The 21,404-nt window shown below is 38.5% G+C and carries 7 protein-coding genes; all 7 read right to left on the bottom strand.

What is annotated here, in order from left to right:
• Positions 1-26 precede the first annotated feature (26 nt).
• The 7 genes from NQ185_RS07240 to NQ185_RS07210 all read right to left on the bottom strand — a co-directional run bounded on the left by NQ185_RS07240 (position 27) and on the right by NQ185_RS07210 (position 20,125).
• Positions 27-1,322, bottom strand: a complete 1,296-nt coding sequence (locus tag NQ185_RS07240) for an Ig-like domain-containing protein (protein ID WP_257580957.1) — start codon at positions 1,320-1,322, stop codon at positions 27-29.
• A gap of 58 nt (positions 1,323-1,380) precedes the next feature.
• Positions 1,381-4,431, bottom strand: coding sequence for an Ig-like domain-containing protein (locus NQ185_RS07235; RefSeq protein WP_257580956.1), 3,051 nt, complete (start codon positions 4,429-4,431; stop codon positions 1,381-1,383).
• Positions 4,432-4,611: 180 nt separating this feature from the next.
• Positions 4,612-4,791: a hypothetical protein gene (locus NQ185_RS07230; RefSeq protein WP_257580955.1), complete on the bottom strand. Its 180-nt coding sequence runs from the start codon at positions 4,789-4,791 to the stop codon at positions 4,612-4,614.
• A 552-nt stretch (positions 4,792-5,343) separates the two neighbouring features.
• A complete protein-coding gene (locus NQ185_RS07225; protein WP_257580954.1) occupies positions 5,344-11,568 on the bottom strand; it encodes an Ig-like domain-containing protein in 6,225 nt (2,074 codons plus the stop codon).
• Positions 11,565-12,206 (bottom strand): hypothetical protein, encoded by a 642-nt coding sequence (locus tag NQ185_RS07220; protein ID WP_257580953.1) that lies wholly within the window; start codon positions 12,204-12,206, stop codon positions 11,565-11,567. The genes NQ185_RS07225 and NQ185_RS07220 overlap by 4 nt, the downstream gene beginning before the upstream one ends.
• 30 nt (positions 12,207-12,236) lie before the next feature.
• Complete coding sequence (locus NQ185_RS07215) at positions 12,237-12,440, bottom strand: hypothetical protein (RefSeq protein ID WP_257580952.1); 204 nt, start codon at positions 12,438-12,440, stop codon at positions 12,237-12,239.
• Between the two features lie 596 nt (positions 12,441-13,036).
• Complete coding sequence (locus tag NQ185_RS07210; RefSeq protein ID WP_257580951.1) at positions 13,037-20,125, bottom strand: glycosyl hydrolase family 8; 7,089 nt, start codon at positions 20,123-20,125, stop codon at positions 13,037-13,039.
• Positions 20,126-21,404 lie beyond the last annotated feature (1,279 nt).

Genomic DNA, 21,404 nt, shown 5'->3' with positions numbered 1-21,404 from the left:
AGCTTTATACTCCCACCCCATTTCCATTATTTCGTTTTAACTGTCACTTTTGTCGACTTTCCTACATTCCCAGCTTTGTCTTTTGCGTATACTTGGAGAACAACACCTGCCTTTTGCTTCTTAATTTTGATGGAAAAGCTTCCCGCTTTGCTCGCCTTTCCTGAAGCCAACACCTTACTCCCAACCTTCACATATACCGTTGAGTTGGCTTCGGCTTTTCCTTTTACAGCAGTCGATTTTATCGTTACCTTATTTACCTTCGGAGCTGCCGGAGGAATTTTATCAATGACGGTAATTTTTCTAACAGCACTTGTGTTTTTTGCTTTGTCTGTTGCTGTTATCGATAAAACAGTTCCTGCTTTTTGTGCAGCTTTCATTGTGACCGAATACTTGCCCGCCTTATCCGTATTCGCAGTTCCCAATATTTTTGAACCAGCCTTGACAGTCACTTTTGACCCTGCTTCGGCTTTTCCCGTCACCTTTTTATCTTTGTTACTCACTTTAGATGCGGTCGGCATTGCAGGAGCCGTTTTATCCACAACCGTGATTGTCGCCGATGCGCCTTTGTTTTTCGCCTTATCAACTGCATAGACCGTTAATTTAGTGCCCGCTTTTTGTTTTTTTATTGCCACCGTGAACTTTTTATTACTCGTCGCCACTGCTGAGCCGAGCGTAGTAGAACCAGATTTCACATACACAGTAGCGCCTGCTTCGGCCGTTCCAGTCACCTTTGTATCCTTATCACTCACCGAATTCACTGCCGGTTTTGCTGGTGGAGTTGTATCGGGCTTCGGGGCTGTGTACACAGGATTCTTCACCTTGAATGTCGTTGTATAGAAATATTCCTTGTTCCATTCATATTCGTAAATCCCAATCCGTACATATACATACTCTTGCCCATCATAAAAACTTATTGGAATAAAGGAATCAATCGTAGCTTCTGTCTTGTAATACAAGTCATAATTAAGCGAACCCAAAAATGCCATCGATCCCCGATCATCTTTATAAAATTCCAAAGTCGCTAATCCACTTTTAAAGTAATACTCATTCGATTGATAAAAAAGCCTTAATCTCAATTCCGATTCATTTTCTTTTCTTAAACTATCTAAGCTGTAAATTTGATTAGCATACTTTTCTACGAATATATCAATGATATTCCCGTCTTTTACTAATGGATAATCCGCCGGCTTAATGTATAATTTCTTCCCGAAATTCATTTCACTTTCATTTTTTAAAACTCCGCTCGACTCCGCGAAAGCAAACGTCGGCACCATTAAAAACAGCACTAAAACCATGCTCAGTACTTTTTTTACATACCCCATCCTTTAATCTCTCCTTTTGAATAAAAGGTGGAAGCTGAATACTCCCACCTTATTTCCATTATTTCGTTTTAACTGTCACCTTTGTCGCCTTTCCTGTATTTCCAGCTTTGTCTTTAGCGTATACGTATAGAATGGTCCCCGATTTTTGCTTTTTTACTTTGATGGAGAAGCTTCCCGTTTTGCCTGCTTTTCCAGAAGCAATCACCTTACTCCCTACCTTCACATATACAGTTGAGTTCGCCTCCGCTTTACCAGATACGGAAGTCGATTTAATCGTTACCTTGTTTACTTTCGGAGCAGCCGGCGCCGTCTTGTCAACGACTGTAATCTTTCGAACTGCACTCACATTCCCAGCTTTATCCGTTGCTGTTATAGAGAGAACTGTTCCTGCTTTTTGCGCCGTCTTCCAACTCACCGTATACTTGCCCGCTTTATCTGCAGTCGCCGTTCCTAACACTTTCGTGCCTACTTTGACCGTAACCTTTGAGCCTGCTTCCGCATTCCCGGTCACCTTTTTATCCTTATCGCTCACTTTGGATGCAGTCGGCATGGCTGGCGCTGTTTTATCAACGACCGTAATCTTCCGAACGGCGCTCACATTCCCAGCCTTATCTGTTGCCGTTATAGAAAGCACCGTGCCCGCTTTTTGAACAGCACTCAATGTAACACTGTATTTAGCCGTACTACTTGCAGTCGCTGTTCCTAATACCTTCGTGCCAGCTTTAACCGTCACCTTCGAACCAGCTTCTGCTGAACCCGTTACTTTTTTATCTTTGTCACTCACTTGCGAAGCTGTTGGTGTGGCTGGAGCTGTTTTATCTATGACCGTCACCTTTCGAGCCCCACTCTCATTTCCTGCCTTATCGGTTGCTGTTATGCTCAATACGGTGCCAGCTTTTTGCACCGCACTCATCGTCACGGTATATTGCCCAGCACTACTCGCTGTTGCTGTTCCCAATACTTTTGTGCCTACCTTAACCGTTACTTTCGAGCCTGCTTCCGCTCCCCCAGTCACGGTTTTATCCTTATCGCTTACTTGAGATGCTGTCGGTGTAGCCGGCGCCGTTTTATCCAATACCGTCACACTTGCAGGCACCCCTTCGTTCCCCGCTTTATCGACCGCATACACAGTCAACACCGTTCCGGCTTTCTGCTTCGCAATCGTCACCGAAAACGCTCCATTACTACCCGAAGTCCCATTGCCTAAAGACGTTGAACCCGCTTTTACATAAACGGTCGTACCTGCCTCAGCCGTACCCTTTACCGCTGTATCTTGATCACTAACTGCATTTACAACCGGTTTTGCAGGCTGCGTCTTATCCGGTCCGTCTAAATCAAAAAACGTATACGTAATATCCTGGCCTTTTGCAGCTGGTACATCGGTTTTAGTCGTCTTTTTAACAACCGCTCCACCACCTTTTAAATTGGCAGAGGAACCGGTGAACAATTTCGGTTGAATGCTATTGAATCCTACTTCTCCGTTGAAGCTATACTTCCCACTTCCTTCTTTTAAAAGAAGAGCTCCACGGAAATTTGTCATAAATTTCCCAAAATTCAAACCATAATCAACATATTTTTTTATTGCATTTTCAACTGCTTGATAATCATTCTTTTTATCTACTAAAATCTCTTTGAATATCTTATTTCCTTGGTTCGTTTGCGTTCTTACGTATTGGGTGAATAAATACGATAAGGCATAATTAGCCAATACATCTCCGGAATTATCCCAATATAATAAGGAATGCCCGTTCGTTATCGACGTGGCGTTATTATAATAATCGATGCGATGCGTTAAAATTTCTCCAACGTATATTTGTTCGGCAGCCATCGACAATCCTTCATTCAACCAATCATCCATTTCACTTGTATTATTTTCAATAAAAATATTCTGATTGAAATTCACCATATGTTGAAATTCGTGAGCCAATGTACTATAGGCTCTCGTCAAATCTTTCGCTCCATCCATACCCATCGTTGGATACGTATCAATATAAAAAATTTCCGAGCGATTTGAATATGAGACATCGAAAAGATCCCTGCCCCAGAAATAACCGCCGACAAAAGCGCCGCTTCCATTAAAACCATCCTGTATATCGAAGCAAAGGATATTTAATTTTCCATCACCATCTACATCTGACTCATTTGCAAAATTTTCAGTTATAAGTGGATGGATTTTTTGATCAAATTCTTTTCCAAGCTTTTCAGCGTCGGATGGTGAAATTTCATTATTATGCACCCACACATTTGCTTTTGTACCGGAGTAAAGCAACTTTGCCGAAACTTGGTAATCAGCGTTCGTTACGAAATGGGTAACCCAAAATGATTTACTATCGCCAAGTTTATTAAGACTTTTCGTTGTAAAATCACTTTTTTGCAGTTTTTTCGCTTTATGTTTCGCCACATCAAACGGCTTATTCACATCAAGCTGATAAGCCCCTATGTCCATATTTTTATTAATTGTGTATTTGTCATTGTTGATTGAAAAGGTGCCGGTCGGTTGTGAAGAGTCGGGATTAACGGATTCGTTGCTGACAAGGACATACTTCTCTTGATCCGGGGTTGGCTCGCTCGGTTCTGAGCCAAAAGGATTCTTCACTTTAAATAAAGCAGTGCTCGAAAAAGTCTCTTCCCAATCATATTCAAAGATTCCTAGCCTCACGTACACATATGGCTGATCGGTATACAAACTCTTAGGAATATGACCGGTTAACAAAAGCCTCTTCTCATCATACGTATCGTATTCAAGCGTCCCCACATACTCCATCGAACCTTGATTTTCCCTAAAAAACTCTAATGCAACGAGCCCGTCTTTATAGTACGTCTCATCAGACTCATATAAAATCCTTAACCCCATCGTCGAATCATCTTCAATTCTCATGCTATCCAGAGTAAAACTTTGAGTCGCCCAATACTTACCGGATAATTGCGCAATCACATCACCATCTTTTTTCAAAGGATAATCGGCTGGATTAAGATACATATCCTTCTCCGGATCCAAATCAACGATTAAATTTCCTGAAATCTCCCCTTTGTTCGTTTCTGACTCCGCTAGCGCAAAAGCTGGGAAAATCAAAACAAGCATCAAAACCATGCTCAAAACTCTTCTCACATACCCAACCCCTTAATGTTTATAAGACTATTGTAATAGGAAATAGCAACCATTACTTCCATATCTTGGCGACAAATTCCGACAAAACCGATAAGCTTTTTGAAAGATAAGATTTGTGGTGAATTGAAGAGGTCATGGTGTGATTGTTGGAAATTGGAGGGGGATTGGTGATTAAAGAATTTAGCGGATAAAAGTCGCGAGCCCGCGACTTTTTTCATTTAAATTATTTGCCCCAATTTCAACAATTAATTCCAAACTTTCACCAATCCCAATCAGACTTCCATCAATCCCACTTAATTTTTCCACAATTCTCGCTAAAATCTCATCAATCCCACCTAAACTTTCATCAATTCTAATCAATCCCTCACCAATTCCATTTCAATTTTCATCAATCCCCACCACAATCTCTCATATATAAAATAAACCGACCCACCTACCATGCCTGCACGAAGTCACAGCGAAGCTGCTTGCCATTGACCGCCGCGCCCGATACTTAGCGTGGGCTGAAAGGGGACGGGGCCCCATCAGCGTATGCTTAGTATCGATTTGTCCGTGTTACACTTAACTGCTGGTAAGTCGCAAAGCTTTATTTTCCCGCTAACCAGCGATGACACACCAACACGGACAATGAGCAAGGTCAATGGTGACGTTCATGTAATAAAATGAAAAACCAATAAAACAGATAAAAGTCGAGAACCCGCTACTTTTTACCTTAGAATAGTAAGAGATTGATGGAAGTTCTAGATTAATTGATGAAATTCAAGATGGGATTGGTGAGAACTTTGGCAAGATTGATGAGAATTCACCTTTGGATTGGTGATAATCTCCCCATAATTGGTGAAATTCGGAAGAAATTTGATGAAAATTATCAAAATAAAACAGGTGGCGGAAAACTCCCGCCACCTGTCCTTATTATTTTCTCTTAACTGTAACCTTCGTAATCTTACTTACGTTTTTAGCTTTATCTTTTGCATAGACTTGCAGGACGACGCCGGCCTTTTGCTTTTTAATCTTGATTGAGAAGCTTTTGTTCTTACCGGCCTTACCTGAGGCAATCACTTTTTTCCCAACTTTTACGTACACAGTTGAGTTAGCCTCTGTAGTTCCTTTAACAATAGTTGATTTAATTGTTACCTTATTTACCTTCGGAGCTGCAGGCGGCGTTTTGTCGCTCACAGTAACTTTTCTGACAGAACTTACATTTTTCGCCTTATCGGTTGCAGTGATATATAGGACTGTGCCGGCTTTTTGTGTTGATTTGAAGGTCACTGTATACTTTCCGCTTTTACTTGTTGTGGCTGTTCCTATTACTTTCTTACCTGCTTTAACCGTAATTTTCGAACCTGCCTCCGCTTTTCCGGTTACCTTTTTATCCTTGTCGCTCACCTTTGAAGCTGTTGGCATGCTTGGCGGTGTTTTATCGATAACAGTTATCTTTTTCGCCGTACTTACATTTTTACCTGCATCTGTTGCAGTAATTGATAGAACAGTACCCGCTTTTTGAGCCTTAATGGCAACGGAATAATCGCCATTTGTTTTTGCTTTCGCTGATCCGAGTACCTTTGTACCTGCTTTTACCGTTACAGTCGAACTTGCTTCTGCTTTTCCAGTAACCTTTTTATCTTTGTCACTGACCTGTGAAGCAGTTGGCGCTTTTGGAGGTGTTTTATCAATGACCGTAATCTTTTTCGCCGTACTTGCATTTCCATTAGCATCGGTCGCAGTAATCAATAGAACGGTGCCCGCTTTTTGCGCTTTGATGGTAACGGAATAATCACCATTTGTCTTTGCCTTATCAGATCCAAGTGACTTCGTGCCGACTTTAACTGTTAAGGTCGAGCCAGCTTCCGCCTTTCCTGTCACTTTCGTATCCTTATCACTTACTTGTGATGCAGTCGGCGTAGTAGGCGGCGTTTTATCTTTTACAGTTACGTTAATAGATTTACCTTGCCTTCCATCCTTCTCCGCATACACTGTCAAGACCGTGCCAGCTTTTTGTTTTGCAATTGGCACTTCAAACTTCCCATCACTTTTAGCATCCCTAGAGCCTAGTTCTTTTGAGCCAGCCTTAACAACAACCTTTACCCCCGGTTCAGCAGTACCGGTAATTGATGTATCATTATCGCCGACTTCTTTTACGATTACTTCTTTAATTTCTATTAGTTTATCAACAATTTCAATCATTTTAGTTGATAGCTGATACGCGTAATTACCTGCATGATCTTCAGCTGCAACAGCAACATACCATAAACCTGTTTGACTGCTTTCTTCTATCGTTAGGCTTGCTTTCCACTTAGCTGATTTTTTGTCAAATACCATTTCTACTGGATTCGTGAAATCTTCTTCCCAATTACCTCTTAGCTTTAATAGGTAAGCTTGAACAGTTTTGATCCCTGAACCCAAATCAGTGGCATCTACAGTAACGTCTATTTTATCTCCAACAGCTGCTTTCTCAGGAGTGAATTCAATACTTTTTATAACTGGATTAGTATAATCAGGATTGTCATTAATGATGATTAAATAATCCTCGATATACTCCCTCATATAATTGCCGGCTTTATCATAAGCCTCTACTGAGATTTCATGCAACCCGGCAGATGCATAGTCAGGGATAGTATAGCTTCCAATCCAGGCATCTTTTGATTTATCATACTGAAGATTGATCTTTTTATCTTGTACATTATAACTGGTTTCCGTTAATAGAATTGTGGCTGATTCCACCCCAGATAGATTATCAAACAAGCTTGCTTCGAAATGGATGGTTTCTCCAGGTTTTCCTACATAATTACTTACAGTAATGAAATCTAGCGTAGGTTGTAATTTATCTTCATTTGGATTATGAATCGTAAATGCAGGACCATCTTTATAACTCGAATTACCCGCGTTATCATAAGCCTCAATCCTTACTTTCCATTCTCCATCCTTATCCCTTTGTTGAACTTTGTATGTCCCTACCCATTTATTTTTCTTGGCATCAAAGCTTAAACGAATATATTGATATTCATCATACTCAGAAGTTAGGTCTGCATACACATATCTTAATCCCGATCCTTCATCAGTTACCTCAGCTGTGACCACGAGTTCCTCATTGACATTCACATTTGGCGTTACATCAATTTTGCCAATAAGGGGATTGATAAGATCGGTTTTTCCAATTATAAAATTGATGAATTTGCCCGTGAAGTTTTCACTGGAATTCTCACTTTTGTCTATCGCTGTAATGGTGATATAGCGATCACCTGAAGGATCCCACTCGCGAACAATATAGCTTCCTGTCCATAGATCTGTTTTTTGATCATATTTGAGCTCAACATCCTCATACCGTGAATTCTCAAGAAAACTTGCATATACTTTATCGACACCCGATTTATCATCTGAAACTTTTGCTTTAAACTCGATTTTATCTCCAACTTTAGCGGTATTAGTGGAAACTTCAAAGCTTTCCAAAGTAGGTGGAGTATTATCATGATTTGGATTTTTAACCGTGAATGTCTCATCGACCCATCCTTCGGTAATGTTTCCTTTCATATCCGCTAAAATATAAAGAAAATCAAACCTTGTGTCGTGGTATACATTAGTAGGAACAACAATTGAACCTACCCATTTACCCAACTTTTTATCAAATTTCAAATCCACATTGCCGATTCCATAAATTTTCAACTGGACGAGGGCAACCTCTGACTTTTCATCTTCTACAATTGCGGTGAATGTTACTTTTTCACCAGCCATTACTTCCTTAGGTTCAACTGTTAAATCCTTCAGTACTGGTCCTTTTACATCTGCATCAGGGTTGTTGACAAAAAACGCATTATTCATATATTCATATGAATAGTTATTATTATTGTCGTATGCATCAATAGAAAGTGACCATGTACCATGAGCCGTTTTCTCTGTTGCAATAAAAGTCCCAACCCATTTTTGGGTTGTCGAATTATATCGCATCAAAACATCTTTATATTGATTAATCATGTTAGAGCTTAAAGATGCGTATACTTCCCGTAATCCCGATTTATCATCAGTAATATTAGCAGTGATTGTTACTTTTTCCCCAACATTAATATTTTTAGGCTGGATGTCGTAACTATGAACGATTGGTGCTGTAAAATCACCATCAGGATTTACAATGGTAATCGTTTTATCTAAAATAATGCTGTCATAATTACCCGCATGATCATCAGCCGATATTTTTATTTCCCATTTACCCGGGACATTGTTGCTCTCAACCGTTTTGGATCCTACCCATTCATCCGCTTCTTCATCATATACGAAATACATATAAATGTAGTGATCAGTACCAGGCTGAGTTAAGCTGCCCCACACTTCATTGACTCCGGATTTATCGTCTTCCACCTTTACCCTAATTTTAATTTCATCGCCGACATTTGCGGTCTCGGGTGAAATGGAAAAGTCTTTTATTATTGGAGCTTGGTTATCGAAATTCTTATTTTTATAGTTTACAGTTTCCTTAAGAGGAACCCAATCATAATTACCGTGAACATCAACGAACTCAAATTCGCTAAACCTCCATTCTCCATCTTCATCCCACTGGCTAAATGCGTATTCACCAATCCATTTATTCGATAAATCGTCATAGTTGAATTCAATAAAATGTCCCTTACCTGAAGGGCTATATATAAAACTATTTACATACTCAATTTCCGAACCTTTACTAGAAATAGCTGCGCTAATCGTAAGAGTTTCACCAACACTTAAATCCCTAGAGGAGAATTCAATACCATCTAAAACAGGAGGACCCCCAGCATTTTCTTCATTAATAATTTCTATTGTCGTGCTTTCGGAAAAACCAGTAAGCTCGTCAATATTATCTGCCCATATTGATAAATTCCATTTTCCATTAGCCATGCTGGTTGGGACAACAAATACACCTTCCCATAATCCAGTATCCGGATTATAGTTCATCTCAAATTCTTGGTGTCCTCTATACTCATGACTCATTTGCACAAAAGCATTTTTGACACCTGAATCATTATCGGTGATTTTTGCGCTCACTTTAATTTCATCACCAACATGGAAAGATTCACCTTCTATTGTTACATCAACAATTTCGGGAGGTGTGTAGTCATTGTCATTTTCAATCACGATTTTTTCTTCGATATCGTGTTCGCTATAGTTTCCATTTGTATCTTGACTCTCGAATCTTATTCCCCAAGTTCCTGGCTCGTAAAATTTACCAATCTCAATATTTCCGATCCATGTCCCTGTTGACTCATCAAATTCCAGGGAATTAAAATAGCTTGTACCAGATGGACTTTCTAAAATAAAATCAGCATATTCAATATCTGAATCATCTACTATTTTTGCACTGACCGAAATCTTATCGCCCGGCTTCGCAACCTTAGGTGCATTTATTTCATAATGTTCCATAACAGGGCCATCAAAATCGCCATTCGGGTTAATGATGGTGAGCTGTTGCTCCACTTCAATCTCCGCAGAATTCCCCGCTTGATCGACAGCTGTTATCACTATTTTCCATTCACCCGGCATGTAATTTTTTTGAATCGTTCTAGTTGCGACCCATTCATCGGTTGCCTCATCATATTCAAAGTACATACCAATGGACATGTCACCATCTTGCTGTGTTAAATAGCCCCAAACCTCACCTACTCCTAACTTATCATCTTCTACTTTTACACGGATTTTAATTTCATCACCGACATTAGCTGTTTCATGTGAAACTGAAATATCTTTTATTGTAGGAGGCTGGTTATCAAACTTTGGATTATCATAATAGATAATTTCTTCAAGTTCTGTCCATTCGCCATATCCTTGTTCATCGATAATCACTAATTCCTTGAATATCCATTCTCCATCTTCATCCCACTCGTTAAATTGGTATTGTCCAATCCATCTATCGATCGCTTCATTATATTCAAAGTCAATATAGCGAGTTTCCCCTGAAGAACTATTAATAAAATATCCATATACATTTTCGATATCAAAACTTTTACTAGAAATTTCTGCGGTAATTGTAAGATTTTCACCAAGAGAAATATGCCTTGTGGAAAATTCAATTCCTTCTAATACAGCAGGGCTCCCATTATTGTCTTCATTAATGATTTCTATTGTCGTATTGGACGAATAACTAGTAAGCTCCTCACTATTTTCAGCGCTAATTGATAAATGCCACATGCCATGAGGATTTCTTTTTTGAATGGTGTAGGCACCTTCCCATAATCCCGTCTCCGGATTGAATTCCAACTCAAATTCTTGATATCCTCTATTTTCGTGAAACATTCGTGCTTTTACACTTGTAACATCTGATTCATTTTCGCTAATCTTAGCACTTACCATCATGACATCGTCTACATTAAATGTAGCAGCATTGATATGTACATCCTCTATTACAGGAGGTGTATAATCAAAGTCATGGCTAATAATGATTTTTTCTTTTACATCATAATAGCTATAGTTACCGTGTACATCTTCACTCATAAATTGTATCGACCAAGTGCCCGGTTCAAAATATTTATATATTTCGATATTCCCTAACCATGTTCCTGTTTCATCATCAAAATGAAGACCATATCCATGTGTAGACGAACCAGATGGACTTTCTATAATAACTTCAACATAATCTACACCAGATTCATCGATAGCTTCTGCTGAAACTGAAATATAATCTCCTGGCACTGCAACTTCTGGAACATTTATTTCATACTTTTTAATAACATGCCCACTAATATCACCGGATTCATTTGTTAAACGTAATGTTTGATCAACTATTTGATGCGAATAGTTTCCTGACTCATCCCAAATTTGCAATTCAATCTCGTATTTGCCGTATTCCGCATGGCGGTAGAAGGAATATTCCCCTGTCCATTCGTTAGCAGCATCGTCGAACATAAGATGAACATCGTAATGATTCCTCGTTGGAGATACAAAGGAGACAATTACCTGATCTATTATTTTATTATCAGTAAAATCAGTTTTAATCGTGAATAATTCCTCTTTATATACCTCGCCAGGAACTTCAAAGTGCTGAAGGACTGGTGTATTTATATTAATATCCTTCGTCATTTTTGCAGTTTGACTTTTATGTACAGGCTGTGTATTTGCTAGTCCCGCTCCAGGCATTAGCAGTAATAGACATAATGCCAAAATTAAGCTTTTCCTCAATCCTTATTCCCCCTAAACTCCTCTAAACTTTTTATCTCCGCTTGAAAAAGATCCTTTCTACTATGTTTTTGAGCATTAAATTCACTAAAGAAATTAACCTCTTTTGGATCTTCTTTTATTTCATGCTCGAAGCTTTTAGTAAGCAAAGCAAATTCTTCATTTATATGCTTCTCGTAATTTATGTAAATTGCCTCATATTTTGCCCCAAAATGAGACAAATCAAGCTTTTTCTCCTGTTTGGAAGTATATTCATTTTTTGCTTGTTCCAATAAGGCATGCAGCTTACTGTCGGCCGCTTGATTTAATTGCTGAAATCGGTGTTTAAATTCTTCCATTTTCTCTTTTTCCTGGGGTGCTAGCTGTTCTGTTCTAGGAATCTCTTCTTTATCTGATAGTGCTAGCTGTTCTGTTCCAGGGTTTTTTTCTGTATCTGATAGTACTATCTTTTCTGTTCCAGGATCTTTTTCTGTACTCGGAATTATTCCACCTTCTGCATCGCGGCTTTCCAGATTTTCTATATGCTCCTTGTTGCTTTTACCATTTATTGTTTCGTTTAACGAAATATTACCCTTTGGTAAATAATAGATTGCAAGAATACATATGGCAAAAAACAATCCAAAAAAAACAAACCTTTTCATAATCGTTCCTTTTTCAAAAAGTAAACTCGCTTAAGCTAGGATATTTTTATCACCTCTATTATTATTGCTCACAATTTCAATTTTCTTTTGAAAAGCATTTTGCTCTATTAAAGGATATAAAAGAACTTGCGCCTCTTTTATCAATTGCTTCAAAGTAATTTCTTTTTCCTCACCTTTGGAAAGTAGAAACTCTAAAATCGTAGCAATATGTACTTGCTGTTCCTTACAAGGCATTGCACCAACTCCTTCCTTACGTTTACGAAATTTCTTGATTGAAGTCAATCTGTTTGAAGGTATATCCAAAAAAGGGCTAAATATGTCAGAATTTACTCATATTACCAATATAGTAATATCGAACCAGAATGTCTAGTTCTATTTAGTGCATTTTTACTATTAATTGAAAAGGGGGCGGAGGATTGTTTTCGGATGGGATTGGTGAGAATTTAACATTAATTGGTGAAACTTAGGCATGGATTGAGGGAAATTCGGGTGAAGATTGGTGAGAAATTCGCCTTAATTGGTGAAACTCGCGAGGGGGATTGATGAAAATTCCTATTTTATTGATGAATTTGATAGGGCAGGTGGGTATTGTTATAGATTTTTTTATAAAATTCACCAATTACGAGGGGAATTCTATCAATTAATTCCAAACCTTCACAAATCCACATTTCAATTTCATCAATTCGTGCCGAACTCTCATCAATTTCATCTTAATTTTCATCAATCATAAACCTAGATTATTTCTTGATGGGATTGGTAGAAATTCCGTCCCATACAAGTAAAATAAAAAAGCAGCGGAAAACGTATCGTTTTCCGCCACCCCATTTTCTCTACTTCTTCTTAACGGTAACCTTCGTAATCTTACTTACATTTTTAGCCTTATCTCTTGCAGTTACCTGCAGAACAGCTCCCGCTCTCTGTTTTTTAATTTTGACAGAGAAGTTGCCGTTTTTACTTGCTTTCCCCGAGGCAATAACCTTGCTGCCAACCTTCACATACACGGATGAACCCGCTTCGGCTTTCCCTGTAACCTTCGTTGATTTAATGGTTACTTTATTTACCTTCGGAGCTGCAGGTGGAGTTTTATCCACAACGGTAATTTTTCTCGCTGCACTTACGTTTCCAGCTTTGTCTTTTGCTGTAATCGTTAGAACCTTACCCGCTTTTTGGGCTGATTTCAATTTAACTGTGTACTTACCGCTCTTATTTGCAGTGGCAGATCCTAATACCTTTTTACCAGCTTTGACGGTAACTTTCGAACCCGCTTCTGCTTTTCCGGTTACCTTTTTATCCTTGTCGCTAACCTTAGAAGCTGTTGGCGCTTTCGGCGGTGTTTTATCACTAACAGTTATCTTTTTCACAGCACTTACATTTCCAGCTTTGTCTTTCGCAGTGATCGATAGGACTGTGCCTGCTTTTTGGGTTTTAATGGTAACGGAATAATCACCATTTGTCTTTGCTTTGGCAGATCCGAGTACCTTTGTTCCTGCTTTAACTGTTACGGTTGAGCTTGCTTCCGCTTTTCCGGTTACCTTTTTATCCTTGTCGCTAACCTTAGAAACAGTTGGCGTTTTCGGTGCAGTTTTATCGATAACTGTGATCTTTTTCGCAGCACTCACATTGCCTGCTTTGTCTTTTGCAGTGATCGATAGGACAGTGCCTGCTTTTTGTGCTTTGATTGTAACGGAATAATCACCATTGGACTTCGCAGTGGCAGATCCGAGTACCTTCGTGCCTGCTTTTACGGTTACGGTTGAGCTTGCTTCCGCTTTACCTGTCACTTTTGTATCCTTATCACTTACTTGTAATGCTGTCGGTGTACTAGGTGCTGTTTTGTCTACAACGGTAACTTTTCTTGCTTCACTTTCTGTTCCATCTTTAGTAGCAGTTACATATAGAACTGTGCCGGCTTTTTGAGCAGCTTTCAATTTTACAGTAAACTTGCCACTCTTATCATCTGCTTTTGCAGAACCTATTTCTTCCTTGCTTGTTTTTACCTTAACAGTTGATCCTGCTTCTGCTGTTCCCGTCACCGTTGTATCCTTATCACTTACTTGTGATACGGTCGGCATGGAAGGAGGATTCTTAACCTCAGGTAAAGTTGTCACAATTCTTAGATTGCTAGTCTTCGAGAAGTTACCTGCAGCATCAAAGGCCACTACGAAGTAGCTATAGCTTGTGTCTGGAGTTAATCCAGTGTCCTTAAATGTTGTATCTGTTATAGTCGCAATTTCTTCGTCATTACGGAATACTTTATAGCCCGCAACGACAAAGTTATCTTCTGAAGGGATCCAGCTTAATTCCACTTCTGTATCAGAGATGGCATTTGCTTTATCAATAACTGGTGCAGTTGGTGCTTCGCTATCCACAATTGTAGGTGTCCACCAGTTTCCAGAAACAACAATCAAACTTAACATACGGATGTTGTTGCCGAAGTAAACTTCATCCTCTGTAGATGTTTCTAGGTTGTAATCCCATAGTTTATTCAACCATTCTTGGTTGGAAGAGTCGATCATTGCACTTACCATTAATGGTGCAGTGAATGTGATATCTTCCCAATCGCCTAAGAATTTAGAGCCGTCTAATTTATAACCTGCTTTTACCTTGCTTGGCGTATCATTTGAAACTTCACGGAAAAATTTATTTAGTGTGCTGAGTTGTTCTTTCGCACGCTTATCCCCAGTAACAAGATAATCGGTTCCAATTCTCCAAGGAGTTCTAGCAGAGTTATAGTAGTAGTCCCCATCCTCAGGACCTTCCAAAAATCCAGGTGGTGCCGGTACAAATTCTTTTCCGTTTTTAACAATAAAGTCAGGAAGTAAACCAGTGTTTGGACTATGGTTTGTATACATGTCGTTGATCAATTCATACGTTGCATCGATGACATTATCCCAACGACTATCACCTGTCACAACTCTGAAATCTTTCATATGTTGTAACATCCAGTCAGAAGGACGAGTAGCACCAACATACTTTCCGGAAGTTGCCCAGTCAGCAATTCTTAAAGTCCAGTCCCCTTTTAAAACTTCACTGTCCATGATGGCGTTGATCACTTTTTTAGCTTCAGCCAAATAGTTAATCTCACCATTACTACCCCATTGTTGGTCGGCAAGAAGTAAGGAGTATGCAATATCCATATCACCGTCCGTTGCGGAGTCGGCGCCATTGATATCAACCACTTTTCCATCTACTAAACCTTGCTGCCAAGCCATTAAATTGGAATTAATTTCGCTCGGATGTGCTCTGAAATAACGATATAATGAATCAAAGTCTTCTTGAGCCAGCGGATCATGACCTGCCATCATGGCAACAATCATCATTCCGTATCCATGAGCTTCAGATACTGTCACTTCACCATCTGGATACCACTCAGGATCACCGTCGCTATACCAAACGTATTTCAAATTCTTGTCGCTAGGATCTTCGGTTAAATATTTTTCTTTCCACTCTTTGTACATCTTAATAACGGTTGCATCCATTTCTTGTTGAGAAATGTGATTAGGCTTAATGGAACCTTCAGCGTAAGCTACATGCTGAGGGAATACCTTTTGTGGTCCTTCTCCTGCAACAGCCTTTTTCGTTTGAACAGTTATTTCATTACTTGCAAGTGATTCAATCTTTTCAGGATTATACGCCTTAACAAGGTACGTATATTCTGTATCAGCATCTAATCCAGTATCTACAAATGTCGTCTTATCTGCTGATGTAGAACCAATTTTAACTCCATTACGGTAAACATTGTATCCAGTAACTTCAACACTTCCAGATGAAGCTTTCCACTTTAAGTTAACTTGGAATGGAGATACTGCTTTACCTTCTAAAGCTTCAGGTGCTGCAGGTGGTTCATTGTTTACATCACCATCAATAGTCGTTACTTCGACACCTTCAGAGTTAATTCTTGTACCAACCGCTTTTACGACAAATTCATATTTTTTAGAAGGATTGATGTTTTTAACTGTTAATGTATACTCAGTTTGGCCTTCTTTCGTAGAAACGTAGTCGCTCCAGTGTGTTGATACTTTGTCATTTTTCTCGTAAATTCTAAAGCCTCTTACTGGTTCCTTACTGTTAGCAGGAGCTTTCCAAGATAAAACAGCATTATTTCCGTCTAGTTTTACTGATAGGTTTTCTACCTTTTCAGGTGTACCATCCGTTCTCTTAATACCGTAATCATCATAATCTTTCAGACCATTTCCTACAGTGCCCTCTTTACCCTCATCTTCTACAGCTGCAGTATAAGAAACAAAGGAAAGAATTTGGTCTGTAATCGAAACGTCTGTGAACATTTTCTTAAATGGTTGATCATTGATTGCTGCGAAAAAGTCATCATATGGAATTGGATTGCCATTTTCATCTTTCTTTTCAATCGCATTCCAATTTTCATCATATTCATATTGATTTTTCTTTGTATAAAACTTATTACCGAATGCATTCGACATTAAGTAGACTGTACCTTTAGGGTTGATATAGTTTCCATTTTCATCTCTATCTAGTGATTCAAACGGAATAACTTCATTATTAAGCATTTGAAATGATCTCATGTACATATGGTCATGAGCTTCAAACACCATATCAATGCCCATTTCATCGAAAACAGGGATTAAATGTTTTCTGTAAAATTGAACACGTTCATCTTCCCACATGGCAGAGTTGTCACCAGCTGCATAAGGGCTCTTATGGAAAGTAACAAATTTCCACTTCTTATCACTCTTTGCAACGGTATTTCTCATCCAGTCAACTTGGGCACGAAACTCAGGATCTTCCCAAGCAATATCTTTGCCGTTATCTGCTAGTCCACCTTCAAATTGTGAGTTGAACACCATGAACAGTGCATCACCATATTCGAAAGAGTAGACAGAACCTTCATGAGTGCCTTCAACCACTTGCTTTGGAACGTTAAAGTGATTGTAGAAGTTTGTGTTATCCGTTGTTACGTCTCCATCATAGTCATTTACTTCATGACCACCTAGAACCGGAACAAATGGAACATTCATTAAAGAATCTTCTGCCGTACTTAACATCCATTGCCAATGTGTTTCTAGGTCACCGTTATCAACAAGGTCCCCAGCGTTGATAAGGAATTTTGGATCTCCCATAAAATCACGGGCTTTTCTAAATGTATCTCCCCAAGGTTCAAAGCCTGTTAAGCTTGATGCTTGAGAATCCGAACCAGTGATAAAACGGAAATCTTGGTTGCCGGCAGTATCAGTTGTAAATGAACCGATTGGACTCCAATCCTCACCGTTTCCTACACGATAGTTGTATTTAGTACCCGGTGTTAGCTTATCAGCAATCGCTTTATGGCTAATGAATTTCGTTTTATTTTTAGTAGCCCGATCATTAGCAACCATTAATGTGTCAATTTCTTCGCCAGTTCCTTCGTAAACTAGAGCCCCAGTTTCAGGGAACTTCCCATCTTTTACTTTAGAAGCTTCCACAACCTCAACAACTGTGTCGGTCATAAAATCTGTATACCACGCGAAGGCAATGCTTGTTTTAGGGTCACCATTGAACGTCATGTTCATTAGTTTTGGTTTATATGGAGATTCTTGAACTTTAAAGCTCCATTTAACATCACGTACTAAAGGCGTATCATCTGTGCCTTTTACACGCTCTTTTGGAACTGTAACAGTATATGTTTCTCCATAAACAAATTTCGGATGATTAATTGTTAACGAGTTATCTTTTGCTTCAACCGTAATTCCTTTTAACGCTTCATTGTTTTTGTTAGTGATCGTAATCTCTGCGCCATTGTCATTAAGAGCAATCGGCTTATTGAAATTAACCGTTACAGGTGCATCCGCTATTACATTATCAGATCCGCCAACAGGAACTTGATGCAAATCAATCGTTGGAACTGCAATTTCAGCGCCACTAATGCGTTCTCCTGAAACTACAATATCCTTGATTCTGCTTGATCCAGATCCACCGATTGTCGGAGAGCCACTTGTACTTGTTCCAGAAGTAAGAACCCAACGAATGTATAAAACATCTTGGTCGTTTGCTTCTTCAGGAACTGGAGCATTGTTTAATTTACATGCATCCCCTGGGCAAGCAAAGCTAGATGTAGTCATCTTCAAAGTAGTGTTTGGAACGTCGCTCCATGCTTGTCCATCTTGGCTTATCTGAACTTTAAAATGACCTGGACCAGATCCAGATGAATTTTGTTGTGAAGATAAGGAAATATTTTTAAAACCTTTCGTCGGAATAGTAGCAAGCCAGTACTTCGAACCGAAATCTGCGCCGTCCCATCCCCAATAACTTAGTGTGCCATCACTGCCAACATATTCGAAGAATGGACCACCAACCGCTCTAAATGTAGAAGCAGATTTGTAGGCACCGTCTGTTGCAAGAATTGAACCATGTTGACCTTCATTTGCAAACTTCCAACCAGCAATCGTTTCTAATTCACCGATAGGTTCTGCTTTAGTTTTTACCGTAACTGCATTACTTTTTTCAGATTCATTGCCGGATGTATCTACAGCAACGACATAATATGAATATGAAGTATCTTTCGTCAATCCCGTGTCGGAATAAGAAGTAGTTTTAGGGTTTCCTATCTTTTCTCCATCACGATAAATGTCATACCCTGCAATTCCATAATTATCAGTAGAAGCTGTCCAAGAAAGATTAATGGTAGTATCAGATACTCCAACTCCGGATAGATTTTTAGGTGTTGAAGGGGCTTCGGTATCTTTAGGGAATTCAAAACCGTTTATTCTATCGCCATTAATAACGATATTCCTAATATGGGCTGCACCATATTCCCCAATCCCATTTGGATATGATACAGGATTTGCCACATCATTTGTTGTCATGATCCAGCGAATAAATAAATTGTCTTGATCATTTGCAGCATTTGGAAGCGACACATTCTTTAATTTAGCCGCATCACTATCAAAGCTTGTTGGACTCGCAATATTTGCATCTTTAACATCTATCCAGTTTTCATTATCTGAACTTACTTGTACTTTAAAATCTTTCGGACCAGAATTTCCAGATTTTTGTTCAGATGATAGCGTAATATTTTCATAGCCTTTTGTTGAAACAGAAGCCAACCAATATTTACTGCCTGCTCCATTTTGCCAGCCAATATGGCTTTCTAATTCTGCATAATATTTTGGACCACCTACTGCTTTAACTGTAGCCTCATCTTTGTACATTCCACCAGTTGCTTTAACTGGTTCGTCCCCAATGATAGAGACCCCTGATATCCATTCAGCAACAGTTTCATTAATAGGTTCAGTAGGAAGTAGATCCCCCTGGATTTTTATACTTACTAATTGACTAGATCCAGTATCTCCAATTTTTCCACCACTTGTGTTAAAATCGGATATGACGAGCCAGCGGACGAATACCTTTTCCAAATCATTTGCCGTGGTCGGAAGTGGCGCATTTTCAAGGTGTGTAGGAACACCATTGATCATGACTAAATCTGCTAAGCTCGTTCCATCACCTGTTACATTCGTCCAATTTTCACCATCTAAGCTCATTTGAACCCTAAAGTCTTTAGGACCAGACGAACCTCTTCCTTGTTGAGTAGATGAAACAGTGATATTTTCAAAACCTTTTGTATTAAAAGTTGTTAACCAATATTTATCTTTGCCTTCTTCTTGGTGCCAGCCTTGATATCGAATGCTGCTTGAAGCAGAATCCCAACTATAAGTAGTCGGATCTCTATCAGGCACAGCCTGTAATAATGAAATATTCCTATAGACTCCTCCATTAGCAGGAAAGACACCTAGATTCGTAGGATTTTCAGGGAATGTCCATTCCGCAATTGTCGTCTTATCCTTTACTTCTTGTGCACTCGCCTTACTAGGCAATAGTTCCAAGAAATTAACAGCTACTAACATGAAAACAAGCATGATAGATAGGCTGCGCTTAACCTTACTTTTAAAGCGCTTACTTATATGCACCTAATTACCCCTCTCTATGTTTATCTTAACAATCTAAACCCCTAAAAATAAATGCGTTTTTAATCACTCCCTTCAAACAACAAATAGTAAACTGCTAATCTATTTACATCCCCCCTTTCATGCTGGCCGCTCTTTATGAAATCACTTTCTCAATAAAGGAACCCTATGCTTAATAAAACATACATTTATAACTAATATGAGATACCAAAATTCTATCCATATATTTTTAATATTCTCACATTTTTCAACAGATCCAATGTGTAATGCGGTTAGAAGTATATGAAAAATATATTTGAAAAAAATAATGTTGGGCTAATCAAGACAATGAGTTAGTTTAAAAGAAATGATGTTTACTGAGGTTAGAAAGTTAATTAGCTTCCTGATGTATACACTCTGGGATAATTACCTATATCTGTATATATTTGTAATTACATTCATGGTATAGTTGTTATACCAAATAGTCAACTTCTTTTTTAGGACTTTAAATCAATTTCATTCGACAAATGTCATTTTCACCAATTATGATTCGAAAAGTTAATATCGACCCTTATATAAAAGCTTTTTATATATTGGAAATGTATTTCTGGATATTGTGGTAATGCGGCGAAAATTGTCATATCCCTTGTTTTTAAAAATTTCAGTAAAAAAACATTTCGATAGGCTGTTTATAATGTAAACTTATTTTGCGATTCACTTTAATTATTTTTACTCCCAAGGAAATTTGAATTTTTGTTATCGTGTGCGCTTTAATTAATACTTCTAAATAAAATATCCTTGTTAAGGAAAGTCATAGGGAAGTGTCAATGGTGAGAGAATAAAATACTGGTAGAAATATAGATAAAGAAATCTATAGTGGCAGGAAAAAATTAACCTATCATTTTCCAAATGCTTGAGTAGAGCATTCAAGTGGATTTATACATTTGTAATTACACCCATATTAAAATTGTTATATCAAATAGTCAACAGTTATTTTTGACTTTTCAAAAAATAATTTTTCCGACAAAATACATTTTTACAAAGGTGGTTATAAACTTAGTATATAATTACTCTGTTAGCACTTTAAAGAAATCACTTAGCTTGCAGCGAAGACACGTAAAATGTTGCATCATATCATTTTTGGTCTCATTACATTCGATTGTCCATATTTCGATATGTTATTACAACATTCTACTTTTGAAGGATTTATATTACTTTTACCCCAAAAATAATAAGGTGATAGGAATTAAAAAGCCCATCACCAAGGTCCGCAATTTATTAGGATCATATTTCAACATTTCAT

Origin of the sequence: Lederbergia panacisoli, assembly GCF_024626525.1 — a bacterium.
In the GTDB taxonomy this organism is placed as follows: domain Bacteria; phylum Bacillota; class Bacilli; order Bacillales; family Bacillaceae_C; genus Lederbergia; species Lederbergia panacisoli.
The sequence above is the reverse complement of the archived record's forward strand: the minus strand, read 5'-3'. Positions and strand labels throughout refer to the sequence as shown.

Coding starts and splice junctions, on each gene's coding strand:
- NQ185_RS07240 (WP_257580957.1), bottom strand. CDS start 1,322: ATGGGGTATGTAAAAAAAGTACTGAGCATGGTTTTAGTGCTGTTTTTA.
- NQ185_RS07220 (WP_257580953.1), bottom strand. CDS start 12,206: ATGAAAAGGTTTGTTTTTTTTGGATTGTTTTTTGCCATATGTATTCTT.
- NQ185_RS07215 (WP_257580952.1), bottom strand. CDS start 12,440: ATGCCTTGTAAGGAACAGCAAGTACATATTGCTACGATTTTAGAGTTT.